This is a genomic window from Tateyamaria sp. GN1-10, assembly GCF_055693845.1.
The window spans coordinates 1,029,981-1,046,602 of the sequence record NZ_JBVFUR010000004.1 but is presented as its reverse complement, the minus strand read 5'-3'; the positions used below and the strand labels follow the sequence as shown (position 1 = coordinate 1,046,602).

Annotated in this window: 15 protein-coding genes; 6 read left to right on the top strand and 9 right to left on the bottom strand. The window is 57.0% G+C overall.

The annotated features are described in order from the left end of the window. Positions 1-124: 124 nt before the first annotated feature. The 3 genes from ACZ1HN_RS06865 to ACZ1HN_RS06855 all read right to left on the bottom strand — a co-directional run bounded on the left by ACZ1HN_RS06865 (position 125) and on the right by ACZ1HN_RS06855 (position 3,282). On the bottom strand, positions 125-1,681 hold the full coding sequence (locus ACZ1HN_RS06865) for a hypothetical protein (protein WP_472726954.1): 1,557 nt from the start codon (positions 1,679-1,681) through the stop codon (positions 125-127). Positions 1,682-1,690: 9 nt separating this feature from the next. Further along, positions 1,691-2,221 carry a hypothetical protein gene (locus ACZ1HN_RS06860; RefSeq protein WP_472726953.1) on the bottom strand — a complete coding sequence of 177 codons (531 nt, stop codon included), beginning with the start codon at positions 2,219-2,221 and terminating at the stop codon, positions 1,691-1,693. Between the two features lie 149 nt (positions 2,222-2,370). Further along, positions 2,371-3,282, bottom strand: coding sequence for a DUF2130 domain-containing protein (locus tag ACZ1HN_RS06855; protein WP_472726952.1), 912 nt, complete (start codon positions 3,280-3,282; stop codon positions 2,371-2,373). On the opposite strand from ACZ1HN_RS06855, the gene ACZ1HN_RS06850 reads away from it, so the two are divergent. The 3 genes from ACZ1HN_RS06850 (at position 3,259) to ACZ1HN_RS06840 (ending at position 7,468) form a co-directional block, all read left to right on the top strand. Then, positions 3,259-3,597: a hypothetical protein gene (locus tag ACZ1HN_RS06850; RefSeq protein WP_472726951.1), complete on the top strand. Its 339-nt coding sequence runs from the start codon at positions 3,259-3,261 to the stop codon at positions 3,595-3,597. The two genes, ACZ1HN_RS06855 and ACZ1HN_RS06850, sit on opposite strands and share 24 nt — an antisense overlap. Positions 3,598-3,857: 260 nt before the next feature. Next, positions 3,858-5,723, top strand: a complete 1,866-nt coding sequence (locus ACZ1HN_RS06845) for an ATP-dependent nuclease (protein ID WP_472726950.1) — start codon at positions 3,858-3,860, stop codon at positions 5,721-5,723. After that, positions 5,720-7,468: a UvrD-helicase domain-containing protein gene (locus ACZ1HN_RS06840; protein ID WP_472726949.1), complete on the top strand. Its 1,749-nt coding sequence runs from the start codon at positions 5,720-5,722 to the stop codon at positions 7,466-7,468. The genes ACZ1HN_RS06845 and ACZ1HN_RS06840 overlap by 4 nt, the downstream gene beginning before the upstream one ends. A gap of 286 nt (positions 7,469-7,754) precedes the next feature. Here the strand turns inward: ACZ1HN_RS06840 and ACZ1HN_RS06835 are convergent, their stop codons facing one another. Then, the gene (locus ACZ1HN_RS06835) at positions 7,755-8,147 is read right to left on the bottom strand and encodes a hypothetical protein (RefSeq protein WP_472726948.1); all 393 of its coding nucleotides are present in this window, start codon (positions 8,145-8,147) and stop codon (positions 7,755-7,757) included. A gap of 192 nt (positions 8,148-8,339) precedes the next feature. Between ACZ1HN_RS06835 and ACZ1HN_RS06830 the strand changes: the two genes are divergently transcribed. Further along, the gene (locus ACZ1HN_RS06830) at positions 8,340-8,585 is read left to right on the top strand and encodes a helix-turn-helix domain-containing protein (RefSeq protein WP_472726947.1); all 246 of its coding nucleotides are present in this window, start codon (positions 8,340-8,342) and stop codon (positions 8,583-8,585) included. A gap of 120 nt (positions 8,586-8,705) precedes the next feature. Here ACZ1HN_RS06830 and ACZ1HN_RS06825 read toward each other — a convergent pair whose 3' ends face one another. Next, positions 8,706-10,994, bottom strand: a complete 2,289-nt coding sequence (locus tag ACZ1HN_RS06825) for an adenosylcobalamin-dependent ribonucleoside-diphosphate reductase (protein ID WP_472726946.1) — start codon at positions 10,992-10,994, stop codon at positions 8,706-8,708. Between the two features lie 126 nt (positions 10,995-11,120). Between ACZ1HN_RS06825 and ACZ1HN_RS06820 the strand changes: the two genes are divergently transcribed. Beyond that, a complete protein-coding gene (locus tag ACZ1HN_RS06820; RefSeq protein ID WP_299602407.1) occupies positions 11,121-11,552 on the top strand; it encodes a DUF1489 family protein in 432 nt (143 codons plus the stop codon). A 248-nt stretch (positions 11,553-11,800) separates the two neighbouring features. Here ACZ1HN_RS06820 and hisG read toward each other — a convergent pair whose 3' ends face one another. From hisG to hisS, 3 genes are read right to left on the bottom strand one after another with little or no spacing between them, the layout of a single operon-like run. After that, positions 11,801-12,493, bottom strand: a complete 693-nt coding sequence (hisG, locus tag ACZ1HN_RS06815; protein ID WP_299602405.1) for an ATP phosphoribosyltransferase — start codon at positions 12,491-12,493, stop codon at positions 11,801-11,803. Beyond that, on the bottom strand, positions 12,490-13,560 hold the full coding sequence (locus ACZ1HN_RS06810; RefSeq protein WP_472726945.1) for an ATP phosphoribosyltransferase regulatory subunit: 1,071 nt from the start codon (positions 13,558-13,560) through the stop codon (positions 12,490-12,492). The genes hisG and ACZ1HN_RS06810 overlap by 4 nt, the downstream gene beginning before the upstream one ends. Continuing rightward, on the bottom strand, positions 13,557-15,032 hold the full coding sequence (gene hisS / locus ACZ1HN_RS06805; RefSeq protein ID WP_472726944.1) for a histidine--tRNA ligase: 1,476 nt from the start codon (positions 15,030-15,032) through the stop codon (positions 13,557-13,559). Before hisS ends, ACZ1HN_RS06810 begins: the two co-directional genes overlap by 4 nt. An 86-nt stretch (positions 15,033-15,118) precedes the next feature. Here hisS and ACZ1HN_RS06800 point away from each other — a divergent pair, with 86 nt between their 5' ends. Further along, on the top strand, positions 15,119-15,313 hold the full coding sequence (locus tag ACZ1HN_RS06800; protein WP_299602397.1) for a SlyX family protein: 195 nt from the start codon (positions 15,119-15,121) through the stop codon (positions 15,311-15,313). A gap of 281 nt (positions 15,314-15,594) precedes the next feature. Here ACZ1HN_RS06800 and ACZ1HN_RS06795 read toward each other — a convergent pair whose 3' ends face one another. Continuing rightward, positions 15,595-16,620, bottom strand: coding sequence for a hypothetical protein (locus ACZ1HN_RS06795; RefSeq protein ID WP_472726943.1), 1,026 nt, complete (start codon positions 16,618-16,620; stop codon positions 15,595-15,597). Positions 16,621-16,622 lie beyond the last annotated feature (2 nt).

Sequence of the window (16,622 nt, the reverse complement as noted above, 5' to 3'; positions counted from 1 at the left end):
AGTTCAAGTTGTTTTGGCCATGCCAAGCTGTAGCTCTCCGAACAAGAATATCGCCGTAAGCACGCTCCCTACCTGGAAAAATATCCCGAGCAGGAGAACGTAGGCACTCGAGATTTCTGCAAGTTTAGCTAGTCTTGCGATCGGCTCGTTCGCCGCCAAGTTCGTCCCACCAAGGGAGTAGTATTCCAAGTTCATTGGCAAACGGATAGTTTCGACTTGGATGCGCTGTACCCGCAACCAAATCATTGTGCACGCCGTCCAGTCGCCAGCCCCAGTACTTCTCGGTGTTGGACGATTTCAAGGCCTGTATGAATGTCGTTTCCGTTGAAGTCGATAGTGTGCGCTCAAGTTCCGGAATCGCGACAAAAACTATGGGTTTTTTGTCTTCCTCAGAGATATCGGGGTCTTTTTCAAACGCCATTTTTTCTGCCTCTTCCAGAACCTGTTTTCTCAGGGTGTCAGCCAGCACAAGCCAGTTGTCCAAAGTTAGCACCACTCCGACGGTATCATTGTCGACCGTTCTCCTAGCGTGTCCTCGGCGGCAGTGTGAGAAGAACCGCCACAGTTGAAAAACAGCCTTCGCGATGTCTTGATAGCCTCGCGCCTCGATCGGGTTCATCCCAAACATCGCTTGCTGCGACATTCGGGTTGCTTTGCACTCAAAAGCCACTGAGATCCTGCTGTTCTCCCCGCAAAGAATGTCTGGGGTATCAAATCTGTTGGGCTTTTTTCTATAGCTGAATTCTCGCTCCCACTCGAAACCTGGCAACGTTTCAGCGAGATAGCGAGCGCTGTAGTCTTCGAAACGCCTACCGTAATCGTCTCGGATAGGGCCACCGCCACCCACTACGTCGTAAAATACTCCAGACGTAACGCGTTCAAGGATCAGTTCCGGCAGAGGCGCACGAATTCGCTCACCCTCTTTGCCAAAGCGTAAACAAGGGGACTGTCGAAGGATGCTAGGTTTGTCTGCTGTGTGGATGATCCTGCGTCGCCTGTCCTTTGCCAGAGCCGCAGCCTTCGAAAATGGCGTTGCTACGAGCGCCAAGACCTTTTCTACCTCCTCCCAATCTACTCCCAAAGCCACCCACGACTTGTCGTTCCGGACGATCGGAAAGTTTGTAAGCGACACAAACAGCATGAAACCAACTTGTGAGAAGCGATTTAGCGATATTCCATGCACTTCTTCGAAGTGTGCGGCACACGGACCTTGGCCGTAAACAAAGACATTGCGATAGAACTGTGGGATATTCACAAATCCCCTTTGCCAATCGAACTGTCGCGCAGCAATGCGCCCCATCTCGACAAAGATATCTTGGCGTTTCTTCTGAATCCGGTACTCAACATTTTCGAGCTTCCTCAGCCAATTTACACAGTCCATCGACGCACCAAAGTGGTCCCAGCGGAGAGTCCTGGTCGGTCCGCTTCCCTTTCGCTTGGCCTTAGGAACTGTCATTAACTCGTTTGCCAGCGTCTCGATTTCCCACTTTTGTATTGAGTATGCGCTAGGCATCTTCGCACTGATCGCGCCCTCAGGAACGGTTTCCGGCCGCAGGAATTTTCGCGCAGGGTCAGGGTTCTCTGTTTGCAGAATATGAGTGGCCCACAAGAGTTGGATAAACTCTTCGTCACCTGCGCACGACAAAAGCTTGTTCAGCTTGTTCCGGTAATAGTCACGCATTGGCAGAGGTCAGCGAACTTGCTTTACGGAATCCCGGACCGACTTGGCGAACCAGACGTCCAAGCCGACATCAAGTGCGAGCCGAAAAAACTCTTCGTCTTGATCCTTCAATCCATGTCTTCGGACGATGTCCCGAGTTCCCTTGGTAATATCGGTGATATCGCCTGACGACACCCATTCCGGGTTTCCAACCACCTTTTCGAATTCGGAGGTTGCACCTTCAGGAAGATTTGCTCCGGAGAGGAAGTACCGAAGATATTCAAGAAAATGTGGATGTGTGTAGATTTCGTCGCCCTGCCGACCGTTCCTCTCAAAGAGCCCTTTATGCGATGCCTTCAAGCGCCCGATCTGATACTCTGGATCCGACCAATAGCGCAAACGAGCTTCGGGAATGGCACTTCGTTCAGCAAGCGACTTCAACAGACTCAAGACCAGTGGTCCTTGCCGCTTGTATTGCTCATGATCCAGCGCCGATTGATCCAACTCAATGCCGCTGAGGATTTCTAACTCAACTTCGGTAAGCTCAATTGCATAACCCATATCACCACCCCAGATGTTCTTTTTTCGTTCTGATGAACCTACGGGGATGCTGAGAGCTTTTCAATCGAAAGGAGTGCAGCTTGGCGGCACAGGCGTCAATAGAATTGCCGACAAAAGACTAACCGCCCATTTCGAGGCATTATTCAGCCTTAGTTATCTTTCCCGATCAACAACGCTTCAACGCTTTCGATTTCAGGCATCGACCGTCCAGCGATCCCTTGCAAGTCACCATGCATCCCAACTGTTGAGGCGATAACCAGGTCAATCTGTTTGGCCCGTAGCGCCCATTGCTTTTCGATAAAGGCGCGTTCCTTGCGCAGGTTATCTTGCATATCCTCGAAGCGTTCGACAATCGCATCGGCGCGTTGCTTGAATTGTGTCCCGGTCAGATAGTCATAGATCATTTCCATCTTGGTTTCCTGCCCCATTGCGCGGCCTTTGGCGTTTGCTACATCGATCAAACCTTGGCGCAATGAGGACGCTAGTGGGACTGCATAGCGAGGTGCACAAACCCAGATGCCGTCAACCATGCCGAAACTTTCAATCCCTTCAGGCAGGGCTTGGGAGGTAATCACAGCCACTTCGCATCCCGAGGACCGTTGGTCATCGCGCAATTTAGCTAGCCAACCGGCGGTCCAGTTCTTTGTACGTTTGCTTTCCCAGAGGATGTTGCCTGCTATGCCATTGCCGGCGGTCACTTCCTGACGAACATCCGCACCGCTAACGCCTTTGGCAACTGGCACAAAGGTATCCATCGGAAAGGCCGCACCGAGGGTTTCTTCCAATACAATCTCTGCCGCTTCTCCCTGGGTCTGCATTGAACCTTGCTCGGATTTCTGTTTCAGCGTTTCGATCTGCCGTTTCATGCCCTGCATAACTTGTTCTTGTTCGGCCAGTTTCAATTCGGCCTTTTCATTTGCTTCTCGTGTCAGCTTTTCAGTTAGTGCTGGACGTTCTGCCGCTAGCATTTTTTGCAAAGTAAGCTCCATCTCGGCCTCTTTGTCTTTGAGTTCCTGTTCATGTTTCAGCGCAGCGGCTTGCGCCAGTTGAGCCTCTCGCAACTTTTCTTCCTGTGCTTTGATACGTTGCTCAAGAGCGGCGTGTTCTGCCGCAGTTTCAGCTTTGGCCGCATCCTTGGCCTGCGCCCGTGCTTCGGCGAGCGCCTTGGTCGCCTGTGCCTCTTGCTTGGCCAGCTCATCATTGAAAGACGCCCGGAGGTCAGCGAGCATCGGGCCTGCAAGTTGCTCGGTCAATTCGATTTCGTGGGAACACTTCGGGCACTGGATCTTCAAATCGGACATGCGCTCACCTCAAAATCTTGCGGAAAACCAAAGCTATCATGGAAAAGTATGCGCCTCCAGAGCGGGTGCGCCTGACTGACTCTTTAGCCTCTGCTGGTCGGTCCGAACCTGAAATTCTTCGACCACATTACTTCGATGCAGCCTTTCACGGAGGACTTCTAACAGCCCCTAAGCGTCGCATGCGAGTTAAGCTAGCTGAAATTCAAAACCATGTGCTAAGATCCACAGAATTCTAAGTGAATACATTAGTTAGCCAAGTTATTGTCTTTTGCGTGGCTTTAGCACGTTTAATGCCCAGGCATGTCGGGGCAAATTCTAGCGCCTGAAGGAACAGTATGCACCTAAGTGAACTAGAATTAGTCAATTTTCGATCCTTCTCTAAAGAGACCACGTACTTCGAGAAGAAACTCACCGTACTTGTGGGAGAAAATAATGGTGGCAAGAGTAATATTATCGATGCCATGCGACTTCTCACGACGCCGCTTGGAGGCCGCAGAGAAATCTATTGCGAGCAAACCGACGTTCGATTTGGGTCAAGTACCGCAAGCTTTGATTTGAAGGCCAGCTTCAACGATTTAACGCCACCGCAACAGGGGCGAATGCTTTCGGCAACTACTGACGAGAGCATGGAAGCAGCCTGTTTTGGCCTCACATACGACGCTTCTTCTAGGAGGCATTATGTGAGGCCGACGTTGTGGGGTGGGCGCTTTAAAGCCGCTCCTGAGCCTGGCTCCCACGAGATGATCCGCCATGTCTATTTGCCGCCCCTTCGTGATGCCAAGCTTGCATTGGCATCCGGCAATCCGACGCGGATAAACGCTCTGCTCAACCATTTTCTCGGAAACCAAGACGCCGCCGATGTGGCAAAGAGTCTTGCCCGCGGTACCGAAAACCCAATCCTCGGTAACGTTGACAGTGCCGTTGCAAGCGGTCTGGATGTATTGACCGCGGGCGTAAGGCGGCAAAGTGCCGAGTTGGGATTCAACACAAATGAAAGCCTGATCGACATTGCCCGCGACCTTCGGTTCAAACTTGCCGATCACGGTATTTCGCCTGAAGATCTGAAATACTCCGGTCACGGTTATGCCAACCTACTGTACATGGCGATTATCGCGGTCAAGCTAGAGAAGACCGACAATGCCGAGTTAACGCTTTTTCTTGTCGAGGAGCCGGAAGCACACCTGCATCCGCAACTTCAGGCCGCTGTTCTGAATTTCCTCGAAGAGCGCGCCGAACAATCCTTCAAACCAAAGAGTGATCCAAATGCGCCCGCAGGCAATTTGCAGGTCGTTGTCGCCACGCACTCTCCGAATCTCTCGGCCTGGGTGCCGAACCGCAACCTCGTCTTCGTCAAATCGATCATCCCTGAGATTGTGACCGGGGAGATCCAAGAGCCTCAGGCAGGCGACGACGACCAATCAGTCGTAGATACCAAGGATAGCGCGGAGCCTCAAAGCGATGCCCACGATCCCGCGGACTCGGCGCAAGCGCCGCGACCGGAATCGAGGTGTATCCCTCTCTCGAAGCTTGATCTCAATGATGAAGAGCGACGCAAGATTGACCGCTATCTCGATGTTACCAAATCCGCGCTCTTGTTCGGGGGTCGGGTATTTCTGGTTGAAGGCATTGCCGAAGCACTAATCCTGCCCTCCATCGCAAAGCACCACTTGTTCAAGGGCAAGCCTGAGGATTTTCGCGTCTTTCGGTCAGCAGTCTTTGTGCCGATCGATGGCGTCGACTTTCAACCATATGCAAAAGCTCTTCTCTCACCTTTCAACGACGTCAGGATCGCCGAGAGGTTGGTGATCGTGACAGATGGTGATGCGCAGTCTGTTGATGAAGGTGCAGAGCGGCCCGGCCAGAGCCGCAAAGAAAAGCTGGAGGAACTGGCAAGAGACAAGTCGGCTTCTGGCAATCTGGATGTCTGCATCAATACCTATTCGCTTGAGACCGAACTAGTGAACGCCGGAAATGTCGCGATCATGAAAGAGGTCTATCTCGGCCTGCATCCCAGATCGGAAGAGAAATGGGAATCGGCTGTTGCTTTGGCAGGCTATGCCAAGGCCAAGGCTGTGCAGAAGATTTTCAAGGACACACCCAAAGGAGACTTCGCCCAGCTTCTGGCCGAACAGGTCGCAAAATCTGCCGACTTCCAAGTACCGCAATATTTGATCGATGCGATAAAGGCCATTGTCAAATGACGCCAAAGCCTTTCGCGCCTACAGAAGAGCAACGCGCTGTCATCGACCATGAAGGCTCGGCGTTTGTTGATGCCTGCCCGGGTGCTGGGAAAACCAGAATTTTGATCGAACGCGCTCGCGAGCTTTTCGGCACATTGGGCCAAGGCCAAGGTATCGCGTTTTTGTCCTTCACTCATGCCGCAGTCTTCGAGCTGGAGACGCGACTTTCGCAGGAACGATTGCTTCCCGCGCCGATATTTCCAAACTTCATAGGAACGTTCGATAGCTTTGTCTGGCACTTCCTCGTCGCACCGTTTGGACTACCTGGCGCAACTGTTCGACCTCGTTTGATTGCCGATACGGCAGGCCTTCCCGTGGAGCCGTACGAAAATGCACAAATTCTACCGCTTTCCTGTTTTTGCCCCGATACAGGTGCGATCTTTCTGGCGGACGCAAAGTCCAAGGGCTTTGATGTCTCCAAAAAGCAGGACTATCAGGTCCAGGCCTATGAAACGACTGCCAGTCGAATACGAGAGCGCCTCCTTGCGCGCGGCCATCTCGGCTTTGATGAAGCGCGGTCACTTGCCTTGCAGAGGATTTCAGATACGCAAATCGCGCGACGGATCGCGCTCGCTCTAAAAGGGCGATTTTGTGAAGTGATCGTTGATGAGGCACAGGACTGTAACCCCGATGATCTGAGGATCATTGCTTGGCTTCGTGACTCCGGCCTTCCGACAAAAGTCGTGTGCGACCCCAATCAAGCCATCTACGAGTTTCGAGGCGGGGTCACTGACCTCCTTAGTACATTTGCAGAGACTTTTCCTGCTGCTCAGCGCAAGAAGGTTACCGGCAACTTCCGTTCTTCCCCAAATATCTGCAAGGCCGTCGCCGGGTTTCGCCCTATCCCTGTACGGGGCGATCCCGATGAAGCGCTTGGTTCGCTCAGGGGCCACTCAGCACCTGTCGAAATCCTGTCCTACGGAGGCAATAGCGTTCCGCCCTCGATAGGAGAAACATTCTCCACCATTTTGCGGAGCGCGGATATTCATCCTTCTTCCGCCCCAATTGTCGCTTCCACAAAGGCCAGTGGGGCCGCCGCGTCCGGTCAGCCCAAAGCAACAGGTTCACAGGATCGCACCCTTCGTCTTGCTGAAGTGGTTTCGGAGTTTCAATTTGCCGCTGGCTACAGTGATATGAAGAAGGCCATGGACAGTGCCCATGAACTGTTTCTGCTACTTGAGGGCAAGCTTGGCGGCGTGTCCTATCACCAGTACATCGCCGACAACGACATTGATCCTGCCAGTTGGCGCTCGCAAGTGATTACACTTTTGCGCACGCTTCGATTTTCCCCAGCCGTTCACGGAGATGCCCGTGGTTGGCAAGGTGCTGCAAAGCAAGTGCTGGAGCGGGAACTTTCTATCGATGATGGTCAAACGATCTCGCAGAAACTGAGGTGGAATACTGGTCTCGAAGGCCTACTTGTAGACGCTCCGAGGGACACTCCCCTTCCGCGCACGATCCATTCGGTCAAAGGTATGCAGTTTCCTGCTGTGTGTGTGGTGACGACGTCGAGAACCCTAGGCAGAATTCTCGATTTCTTGTTGACGGGCGAGCCTGCTGACCAGGCCGAGAATGCTAGAAAGCTATACGTGGCGGCATCGCGAGCGGAAAAGCTCTTGGTCCTAGCCGTGCCAAGAAGCCGAGCGCCGTGTTTGAAAACGCATCTTGAAGCGCAGGGTGCATCTGTAAATGTCCGAGAAATCTAGCTAGCCTCTCTCCGAGAGGACTCAGCTTAGTTCGAGATTCTGGGATGCCTTGCTTGAACGGCATTGGCAACGAAGGGCTGCTTTCAATCCTCTGTCTATGACTTCTCGCAACCGCGGCGAACTTCCGCTTTCCGCCCTGGTCGCATTGCCCACAAGCGCTTCGATATGTGAGGTCTACGCACTTGAGGTCAATGCTAACGTCGAAAGCAATGCAGCCTATGCCGAACGATGATTGGAATTAGTGCCGAGTGATTTTGCAATGAGCACATTAGGTCAGCAGTCGCTACTAAGTTTGGAAAGCCCGGAGTTCTTCCGGTGTGTAATCAAGAGTAAGCAACTTCAATAAGATCAGATCCAGCGGCAACTGAGTTTCGGTCCATACTCCGCTTTCAGCTTTGATACTAAGATCATAACCGCCTCGTTTGTTGGAACTGACCAGTATCTCACGACCGTTCAGGAAGTCCCAAAGTCGCAGCGGGCTCGGGTAGTCAGCATTGTCCGGGTGCAAATCTATCCCGGAGCACTTCGACAGTACTGATGGTAATGCTTCCAACAAGACGCCCCAGTTTCGTTGCCTCTCCTGCGGTTTCAGTGGTTTCGCTTCGGGCGAAATGGACCCAGCAGCAGCCTTCAGCGCAAATACTGGGGCAAACCTGGCCTCGAAATCGCTTTGAGTCATTAAATCCCTCCTCAAGAGCTTGCGCTGAATACTGGATTATATGTTTACCAGTTTTCGCTGTTTTTGCTTCTTGACGCGGCCGCAGACGAGCCTTTGTCAGACCTCCAACAGAAAAGGTAGCTAGGCAAACAATTCCCACGATTCATGGTATACTTCATAGACGGAATCGTAAAGACCCGAGAAGCCGATTGCATGGAAGAGCAATCGGATAAGTTACTCAGTTCATTTGCATTTGTGGTACGTAGACGCCGGACCCAGCTTGGGCTAACTCAAGAAGAACTGGCCCATAGGGCTGGTGTTTCGATGCGTTACATCTCTCTGCTGGAAACGCAAAAGCATCAACCGACACTTGATACGATAAACGGGCTCAGCATAGGACTTGAGACGACGATGACAGCGCTTGTCTCAGAAATCGAAGATCTGCTTCGAGAAACCTAGCCCATTGAATTAATGTTATTTTTTGACTCGCCTCGACCCATAGGACTTTAGGGAGTGGCCGTTTGGTGACCCAAAAGGTCATGTCGGGTGACGCGTTTCACCCAACCGGAACAAACCAGGCTATCCGCATTTCGAAAAGCCGCAGGACGCACACGTCATACAGCCTTCAATCATGCGCATCTCGTAGCTGCCGCAACTTGAACACGCTTTGCCGCGCGGTGCATCAAGGCCAACAACCTCAGCCCGTGGATCCGATTTGAGGCCCATGCCCTCGCCCTCAATGAAACCGATCTGGATCATGTGTTGTTCGATCACGCCCCCGATGGCGGCCAGGATCGATGGAATGTATTTTCCCTGCATCCACGCGCCGCCACGTGGGTCAAAGACGGCCTTCAGTTCTTCCACCACAAACGACACATCCCCGCCCCGCCGGAACACCGCCGAGATCATGCGCGTCAGCGCCACGGTCCACGCGAAATGCTCCATGTTCTTGGAGTTGATGAATACCTCGAACGGGCGACGATGCCCGCCAATCACCAGGTCGTTGATGGTGATGTAGAGCGCGTGTTCACTGTCAGGCCATTTGACTTTGTATGTGTTGCCTTCAAGCGCGTTGGGTCGATCTAGCGGCTCGGCCATGTAAATGACGTCACCATGGGGTTGCAGTGGTTCGGCGTCGTCGTTGGCGAGCACCGATGCCTCCGCCGGCTTCTCCTCGGCCACCGTCAGCACCGAGCCGGTCACAGCGTTGGGACGGTACGTCGTACACCCTTTGCATCCAGTATCCCACGCCTGCATGTAGACATCTTTGAAATCGTCAAAGCTGATGTCCTCGGGGCAGTTGATTGTCTTGGAAATTGACGAGTCGACCCACTTCTGCGCTGCCGCCTGCATCTTGACGTGATCGGCGGGCGCTAAAGTCTGTGCGTTGACGAAGTAGTCGGGCAGCTCGGCATCGCCAAATTTATCGCGCCACATTTGTACAGCGTAATCAACGACTTCTTCTTCGGTCCGCGAACCGTCCTTTTGTAGGACCTTGCGCGTGTATGCGTAAGCAAAGACCGGTTCGATCCCCGACGACACGTTCCCGGCATACAGCGAGATGGTGCCCGTAGGCGCAATTGAAGTCAGAAGTGCGTTGCGGATGCCATGTTCGGTAATGGCGTCACGAACGTCAGCGTCCATCATTTGCATGGTGCCGCTTGCAAGGTAGCCTTCGGCATCGAACAGCGGGAAGGCGCCCTTTTCCTTCGCCAATTGCACCGACGCCAGATACGCGGCGCGGGCGATGGCTTTCAACCATTGCTCGGTCTGACGCTCCGCCTCGTCGGATCCATAGCGCAGGCCCAACATCAACAGTGCGTCGGCAAGCCCGGTAACGCCAAGCCCGATGCGGCGTTTGGCTTGCGCCTCGCGCGCCTGGGCTTCGAGTGGAAAGCGGGAGGCATCGACCACATTGTCCATCATCCGCACCGCAGTGCCGACAAGGTCGGACAGCGCTGCCTCATCCAATTCAGCAGCCTCTTCAAAGGGTTGGCTAACCAAACGGGCAAGGTTGATCGACCCCAGAAGGCAAGCGCCGTAGGGTGGCAGAGGTTGTTCCCCACAAGGGTTCGTCGCCGCGATGGTCTCGCAATAGTTCAGGTTGTTGGCAGCGTTGATGCGGTCGATGAAGATCACGCCGGGTTCGGCATAATCATAGGTCGACTTCATGATGCCGTTCCAGAGGTCGCGCGCTTCCAAGGTCTTGTAGACGGTGCCATCAAAAATCAGGTCCCAGGATCCGTCTGTCTTGACCGCTTCCATAAGCGCGTCCGTCACCAGAACGGACACGTTGAACATGCGCAGGCGGGCGGCGTCAGACTTGGCTGTGATGAAATCCTCGATGTCAGGGTGGTCGCAGCGCATGGTCGCCATCATGGCGCCGCGGCGGCTGCCTGCGGACATGATGGTGCGGCACATGGCGTCCCAAACGTCCATAAAACTAAGGGGTCCGGAGGCATCTGCCGCCACGCCTTTGACCCCTGCCCCCTTGGGCCGGATGGTCGAGAAATCGTAGCCAATGCCGCCACCCTGCTGCATGGTCAGGGCCGCCTCTTTCAGCATGTCAAAGATGCCAGCCATGCTGTCGGGTATGGTGCCCATGACAAAGCAGTTGAACAGGGTGACCGAACGCGCCGTCCCTGCTCCGGCGGTGATACGACCGGCGGGCAAAAACTTGAAATCTTCCAGGGCGTTATAGAACGTCTGCTCCCATGCTTCGGGGTCTTTTTCGACCTTGGCGAGATCACGAGCGATGCGCCGCCAACTGTCTTCGACCGTGGTGTCGATGGGCGTGCCATCGGCGTCCTTGAAGCGATACTTCATGTCCCAGATCTGTTCAGCGATCGGCGCAGCGAAACGTGTCATCAGAGCATCCCCGTGGTGGCAGTCGAATCTATCGGTCGGCAGAAGATCACCAACGTAGCACACCCCAACAGATTGCAGAAGCGTGGATACACGCTACAATATAGAGTGTGGCTTGGGGACGACTCTGTGGATAAGTACATCAACCTGATCAAACTTTCTGTGGGCAGCGAATGCTATGAAAGTCTGGCGGCGTGGCAACAGACCAAGCGCGCGCAGACCGCCGATGGCTACCCGCGGCACGTGACCCGCATGTGGCCCAAGCGGCAGGCTGAAATCCTGAACGGTGGGTCGATCTTTTGGGTGGTCAAAGGCGTTTTGACCTGTCGTCAGCGCATCATCAGGCTGGACGAAGTGATTGGCAGCGACGGCATCCGCCGCTGTGCCATCGTGTCGGATCCGGAGCTGGTGCGGGTGCAATCAGCGTTGAAACGCCCCTTCCAGGGGTGGCGTTATCTGAAGCCCGAAGATGCCCCGCCGGACCTGCCGAAAGGCCGCGAGCGGGAGGAGCCGCTGCCGGTCGAACTGAACCGGGCGCTGGCCGAGATCGGGGTGCTTTAGGCCCAAAGGTTAATCGACCGTGCGGTACAATTTTCGAGCCGGATTTTCCGAAACTGCGCGTTTTACCGCATAAACCGCGATCTTTGCCCCGCTCCAAAACCGCGGATTTGGGCGCATTTCAGGCAAACTGCACATTTCGACGCGCAAATTGCGCATTTTACCGTCAGCGCACCCGTTCAGACACCGTTAACACTCTCCACCTGTTAACGTTTGCGCGGGCGCATTCACTGTTTGGAAAGAATTGGCGCCTAATCGGCCCCCAACCTGTCCAGCAGTGTCGCCAGCACCGCGCGATCCGCATCCGTGACCTCAGCCACGCGCGACCGCCACAGCGTCGCCTGACTGGCGAGGATCAGACCGTCGCTGAGGATCTTGAGGTGGTTGGCGCGCAGCGTTTCGCCGGATGAGGTGATGTCGGCAATCGCCTCTGCCGTTTCATTCGCCACAGTGCCTTCGGTCGCGCCCTGGCTGTCCACGAGGGCATAGTCGGCCACGCCCGCCTCGCGCAGGAAATCCCGCACCAGCCGGTGATACTTCGTCGCGATGCGCAGGCGGAAGCCATGCGTCCCTCGGAAGGCCGCGGCAGCCGCATCAAGGTCGTCGGTCAGATCAACGTCGATCCAGCCCTGCGGCACGGCCAACACAAGGTCGGCGTGGCCAAAACCCATTTCGGCCATCGGTTCGACCTGCTGTTCCCACAGCGGCAGCTTTTCGTGGATCAGGTCGGTGCCCGTCACGCCAAGGTGGATGCGCCCTGCTGCAAGCTCACGCGGCGTTTCACCGGCTGACAGCAGCACAAGCGACACACCGTCGATCCCGTCAACAGCCCCTGCATATTCGCGATCCGATCCCGTTCGGCTGAGCGTGATGCCACGCTTTTCAAACCACTGGAACGTTTTTTCCATCAGCCGCCCCTTGGAAGGGACACCAAGCTTGATCATGGCGTTGCCTCCAATTCGACCAGCAGACCCGGACGGATGACGGCCCCCACTGCCGGGATTTCCTGACCTGAGCCAAGGCGGCGGGTCAGCGCGTCATAGCGCCCGCCCGAGGCGATGGGCGGCAGGTCAGGGCGCTGTTCGGCGTAAAAGCCAAACACGAAGCCATCGTAATATTCCATCGAGGTGCGCCCGAAACTGGCCTCGAATTCCAGGTTGTCCACGTCCACGCCCCGCGCGCTGAGCGCCTCGGCCCGTGCGTCGGCGCGTTTGACGGCGGGGCGGATGGCAGGCAAGTCGACGCACAGCGTGTGCATCTGCGCCAGAGCGAAGGGCAGCGTTTCGCGCACGTTCAGGAGCGCGTCGAGGCTGTCCATCTGCGCGCCGGACAGGGGTGGCTCTGCCGCATCCGCGTGCAGGGCCGCGATGCGCGCATCGATTTCGGCCTGGCTGCGCAGACCGGTCAGCGGTGCGTCTGTCTGCGCCTCTCCGGCCAGCAGGGCCGCGCGCGTTTCTGGCACATCACTGCGTCCCGAAAACCGGTCGAGCAGCGCGCGGAACCGGCGCGGACGCCAGATGTGACGGCGCAAGGCCGCCTTGCGCCGCTCGGATGTGTCCAGCCCATCCACGGCCGCCATGAGCACGCCGATGTCGCCCGTGGCCGCCCGCAAGGACAAGGTGCTGATGGCGTCGGCGATCAGGGCGAACACCTCGGCATCTGCAGCTGCCGGATCGGTGCGGTCAAAGACCTCGTAGCCCACTTGCAGGAATTCATTGGCCCGGTCCGGGTCTTCCTCCTGCCTGCGAAACACCTCGCCCGCATAGGTGTAGCGTGCGGGTTCGGCGCCGTTTGACATGTGCATCTGGACCACCGGCACAGTGAAATCCGGGCGCAGCATCTGTTCCCCACGCAAGGCGTCAGAGGTCACATAGGCGCGCGCGCGGATATCCTCGCCATAAAGGTCGAGCAGCAGGTCGGCGGATTGCAAGATGGGCGGTTCCACGGCCTGTGCCCCCGCCGCGACAAAGCTGTCGCGCAGGGCATGGGCCCGCTGGCGTGCTTGCGTCATTGGTTCAGGATCTCCTGCACCTTGGCGAGCATCTGGTCGCGCGGCACTTCGAACTGGCTGGGGTTTCCGGCCCATTCTTCGTGCGTGGCCGTCTCGGCAATCTTGGCGCCCAGATAGAGGTCCTTGATCTGGACCACGCCGCGCACTTTCTCGTCCCCGCCTTCGATGATGGCGATGGGGGAGTTGCGCTTGTCCGCATATTTGAGCTGGTTGCCGAAGTTTTTTGGGTTGCCCAGGTAGACCTCGGCCCGGATGCCTGCGTTGCGCAGCTCGGCGACCATGGCCTGGTAGTCGGCCATGCGGGCGCGGTCCATCACGGTGACGACGACGGGCCCTTGTTCCGTGGTGCCGATGCGGTTGGTGGCGCGCAGGGCGGCGAGCAGCCGGTCGACACCGATGGAGACGCCGGTGGCTGGGACTTCCTGCCCAGTGAAGCGTTTGACCAGGTCGTCGTAGCGGCCCCCGCCTGCGACGGAGCCGAACTGGACCGTCTGGCCCTTTTCGTTCTGGACGTCAAAGGTGAGTTCCGCCTCGTAGACGGGACCGGTGTAGTAACCCAAGCCCCGAACGATGGAGGGGTCGATGATGATGCGATCAGGGCCATAGCCTGCAGCGTCCAGGAGGGCGGCGATCTCTTCGAGTTCAGCGACGCCTTGGGCACCGATGTCAGAGCCTTGGACCAGTTCACGCAGACGGGCAACGGTTTCCGTACCGGTGTCCCGCTTAGCGTCCATGAAGCCCATGACGATGTCGGCTTCGCTGTCACCCAGCCCGGCACCTTTGGTGAAGTCCCCGCTTTCGTCCTTGCGACCTTCGCCCAGCAGTGCGCGCACGCCGTCGGGGCCAAGCCTGTCGAGCTTGTCGATGGCGCGCAGGACGATGCCGCGTTCGGCCTCCTTGTCGTCACCGGCAAGCCCCGCGACCTCCATCACCCCGTTCAGCACCTTGCGGTTGTTGATGCGGATCACGTAGTCGCCGCGCCGGATCCCCACAGCTTCGAGCGTGTCGGAGAGCATCGCGCAAATCTCGGCATCCGCGGCCATGGAAGCCGTACCCACCGTATCCGCATCGCATTGATAAAACTGGCGAAACCGCCCAGGCCCCGGCTTTTCATTGCGCCAGACCGGGCCCATCGTGTAGCGGCGATAGGGGTTCGGCAGGTCGTTGCGGTGCTGGGCATAGACGCGAGCCAGCGGGGCCGTCATGTCGTAGCGCAGGGCCAGCCAGTCGCCGTCTTCTTCCTGCCAGGCAAACACGCCTTCATTCGGGCGGTCCACGTCGGGCAGGAACTTGCCCAACGCCTCGACCGTTTCCACGGCACTGGATTCGAGCGCGTCAAAGCCATACCGATGATACACCCCGGCAATCGCCTGCAGCATCTCGGCCCGGTCAGAGACATCGGTGCCGAAATAATCGCGAAACCCCTTGGGCGTCTGGGCCTTGGGGCGGGGAGTTTTCTTGGGCTTGGCCATGGTGGTGCTCCATCTGGCGTTCGGGCGCGGGGATACCGCAGGCATGGGGGCTGGGCAAGCGGAGCCTGAGATGGCAGGAGGGAGAGATGGAAAAGCTGGAAGAACAGATCGCGCATTTGCAGCGCACGGTGGATGAGTTGTCGGAAGTCACGGCGCGGCAGGAGACGGAGATTGCCCTGCTGACCCGTCGCGTGCAGATGCTAATGGAGCGGGAAGCGCAGCGCGAAGCGGATGGCGGTGGCGGTGTGATCCTTGGCGACGAACGGCCGCCGCATTATTGACCCGATCGGCCCGGCCGAAAGCGACCCTTGGGGGAGGATTTTTTGAAACAGGGAAGCCGGACCCGTTCACCCGATATTAAGGTTAATGCAATTTGCTCACGGAGCACCGGGAGCAGGGATGCGAACCGGTGTAAACGGGGAAGGCCCTTGGTCCATTGTGATCAAGGGCTGGACTCTGACCAGATGACCTCTTGCCTCCGTTGTTATAGTGCAGGACCGTCCAGCACTTCCCTGTTTCAAAAAATCCTCCCCGAAGGGTCGAGTGGCCAGCAGCGCCGTGTTCAGGGTGTCTTGAGCGCCGTTGCCAGAACAGCACCGTCGTGCAACAGCATGTCCGCCCAGCGCGCGTTGTCGGTGAAGTTTTCGTAGGCGCTGATGAAGGTCGTGTTGCGCGACAGCCGGTCGATGCGCGTGCCGCACGGCTTGGTGCGGCCCACATTGCAGATGCGACGTTTCAGCGTCTCGTACGCTTTGTCCGTCGTGGAATAGGGGTATTCGTCGGCCGGCAGACCGTAGCGTAACTGTTCGTGAAACGCGGGCTCGCCGAACAGGGCCAATGCCGCAGTGAACTGGCGGGGGCAATTGTCAGAGAAGCCAGTCACGTAGAACGTCCGGGGACCGGTGCTGTCAGGGACCGTGTCATAGAGGGCGTAGCCACGCCCCTTGCCCGCCGCCTTGTCCACCAGCGTCGCAGTTTTTGCGGGATTGGCAGCGCAGGCACGGGCAATCTGGCCGAAAGGGACGGTCATGCCAGGGGCGACATCGATGATGTCCGCGCTGCCGGGTGCAGAGGCGCGTGGCCGACCAAAGAGGCCACGGCGCTTTTGCGGCTCTACCAGGTCCGGGCTCTGCGCAGCCGGGGCGTCTTCGGCCTTGGCAAGGATCGTTTCCGGGTCTTGTGGAGCAGCAGCCACTGACACGACGTCTGCCTGGGCTTGCGTGTCGTTCTGCGCCGCACCGCGAAGCCAACCCAAAAGACCGCCGGACGTCCGGGGCGTTTGTGTGGCCTGTTCCTGCGGCGCAGTCTGTGCCTGTGCAGCGGCGACTGGTCCGGTTTCGGAAACGTCGGCGGTTGGCAGTGGACGTGCAGATTGTGCTGCACCTTCGGCCACATCCGTTTCCGTACCGTCCAGAAAATCGCCCAGAATGCTGCCCTCGCGCGCCAGTTCTTCCTCGGATGGGAGTGCGTTGTTGCCGGGTTCTGCGGGCAGCGTCGCCCCTTCGGACACGCGTTCGATTCCGTGCAAGGGATCGCCACAGGCGGCAAGCGCAAGCAGCATCACACATGCCATCGCAGATCGCATCACGC

Coding starts and splice junctions, on each gene's coding strand:
- ACZ1HN_RS06865 (WP_472726954.1), bottom strand. CDS start 1,681: ATGCGTGACTATTACCGGAACAAGCTGAACAAGCTTTTGTCGTGCGCA.
- hisS (WP_472726944.1), bottom strand. CDS start 15,032: ATGGCCAAGCCCAAGAAAACTCCCCGCCCCAAGGCCCAGACGCCCAAG.
- ACZ1HN_RS06840 (WP_472726949.1), top strand. CDS start 5,720: ATGACGCCAAAGCCTTTCGCGCCTACAGAAGAGCAACGCGCTGTCATC.
- ACZ1HN_RS06825 (WP_472726946.1), bottom strand. CDS start 10,994: ATGACACGTTTCGCTGCGCCGATCGCTGAACAGATCTGGGACATGAAG.
- ACZ1HN_RS06830 (WP_472726947.1), top strand. CDS start 8,340: ATGGAAGAGCAATCGGATAAGTTACTCAGTTCATTTGCATTTGTGGTA.
- ACZ1HN_RS06860 (WP_472726953.1), bottom strand. CDS start 2,221: ATGGGTTATGCAATTGAGCTTACCGAAGTTGAGTTAGAAATCCTCAGC.
- hisG (WP_299602405.1), bottom strand. CDS start 12,493: ATGATCAAGCTTGGTGTCCCTTCCAAGGGGCGGCTGATGGAAAAAACG.
- ACZ1HN_RS06800 (WP_299602397.1), top strand. CDS start 15,119: ATGGAAAAGCTGGAAGAACAGATCGCGCATTTGCAGCGCACGGTGGAT.
- ACZ1HN_RS06845 (WP_472726950.1), top strand. CDS start 3,858: ATGCACCTAAGTGAACTAGAATTAGTCAATTTTCGATCCTTCTCTAAA.
- ACZ1HN_RS06835 (WP_472726948.1), bottom strand. CDS start 8,147: ATGACTCAAAGCGATTTCGAGGCCAGGTTTGCCCCAGTATTTGCGCTG.
- ACZ1HN_RS06810 (WP_472726945.1), bottom strand. CDS start 13,560: ATGACGCAAGCACGCCAGCGGGCCCATGCCCTGCGCGACAGCTTTGTC.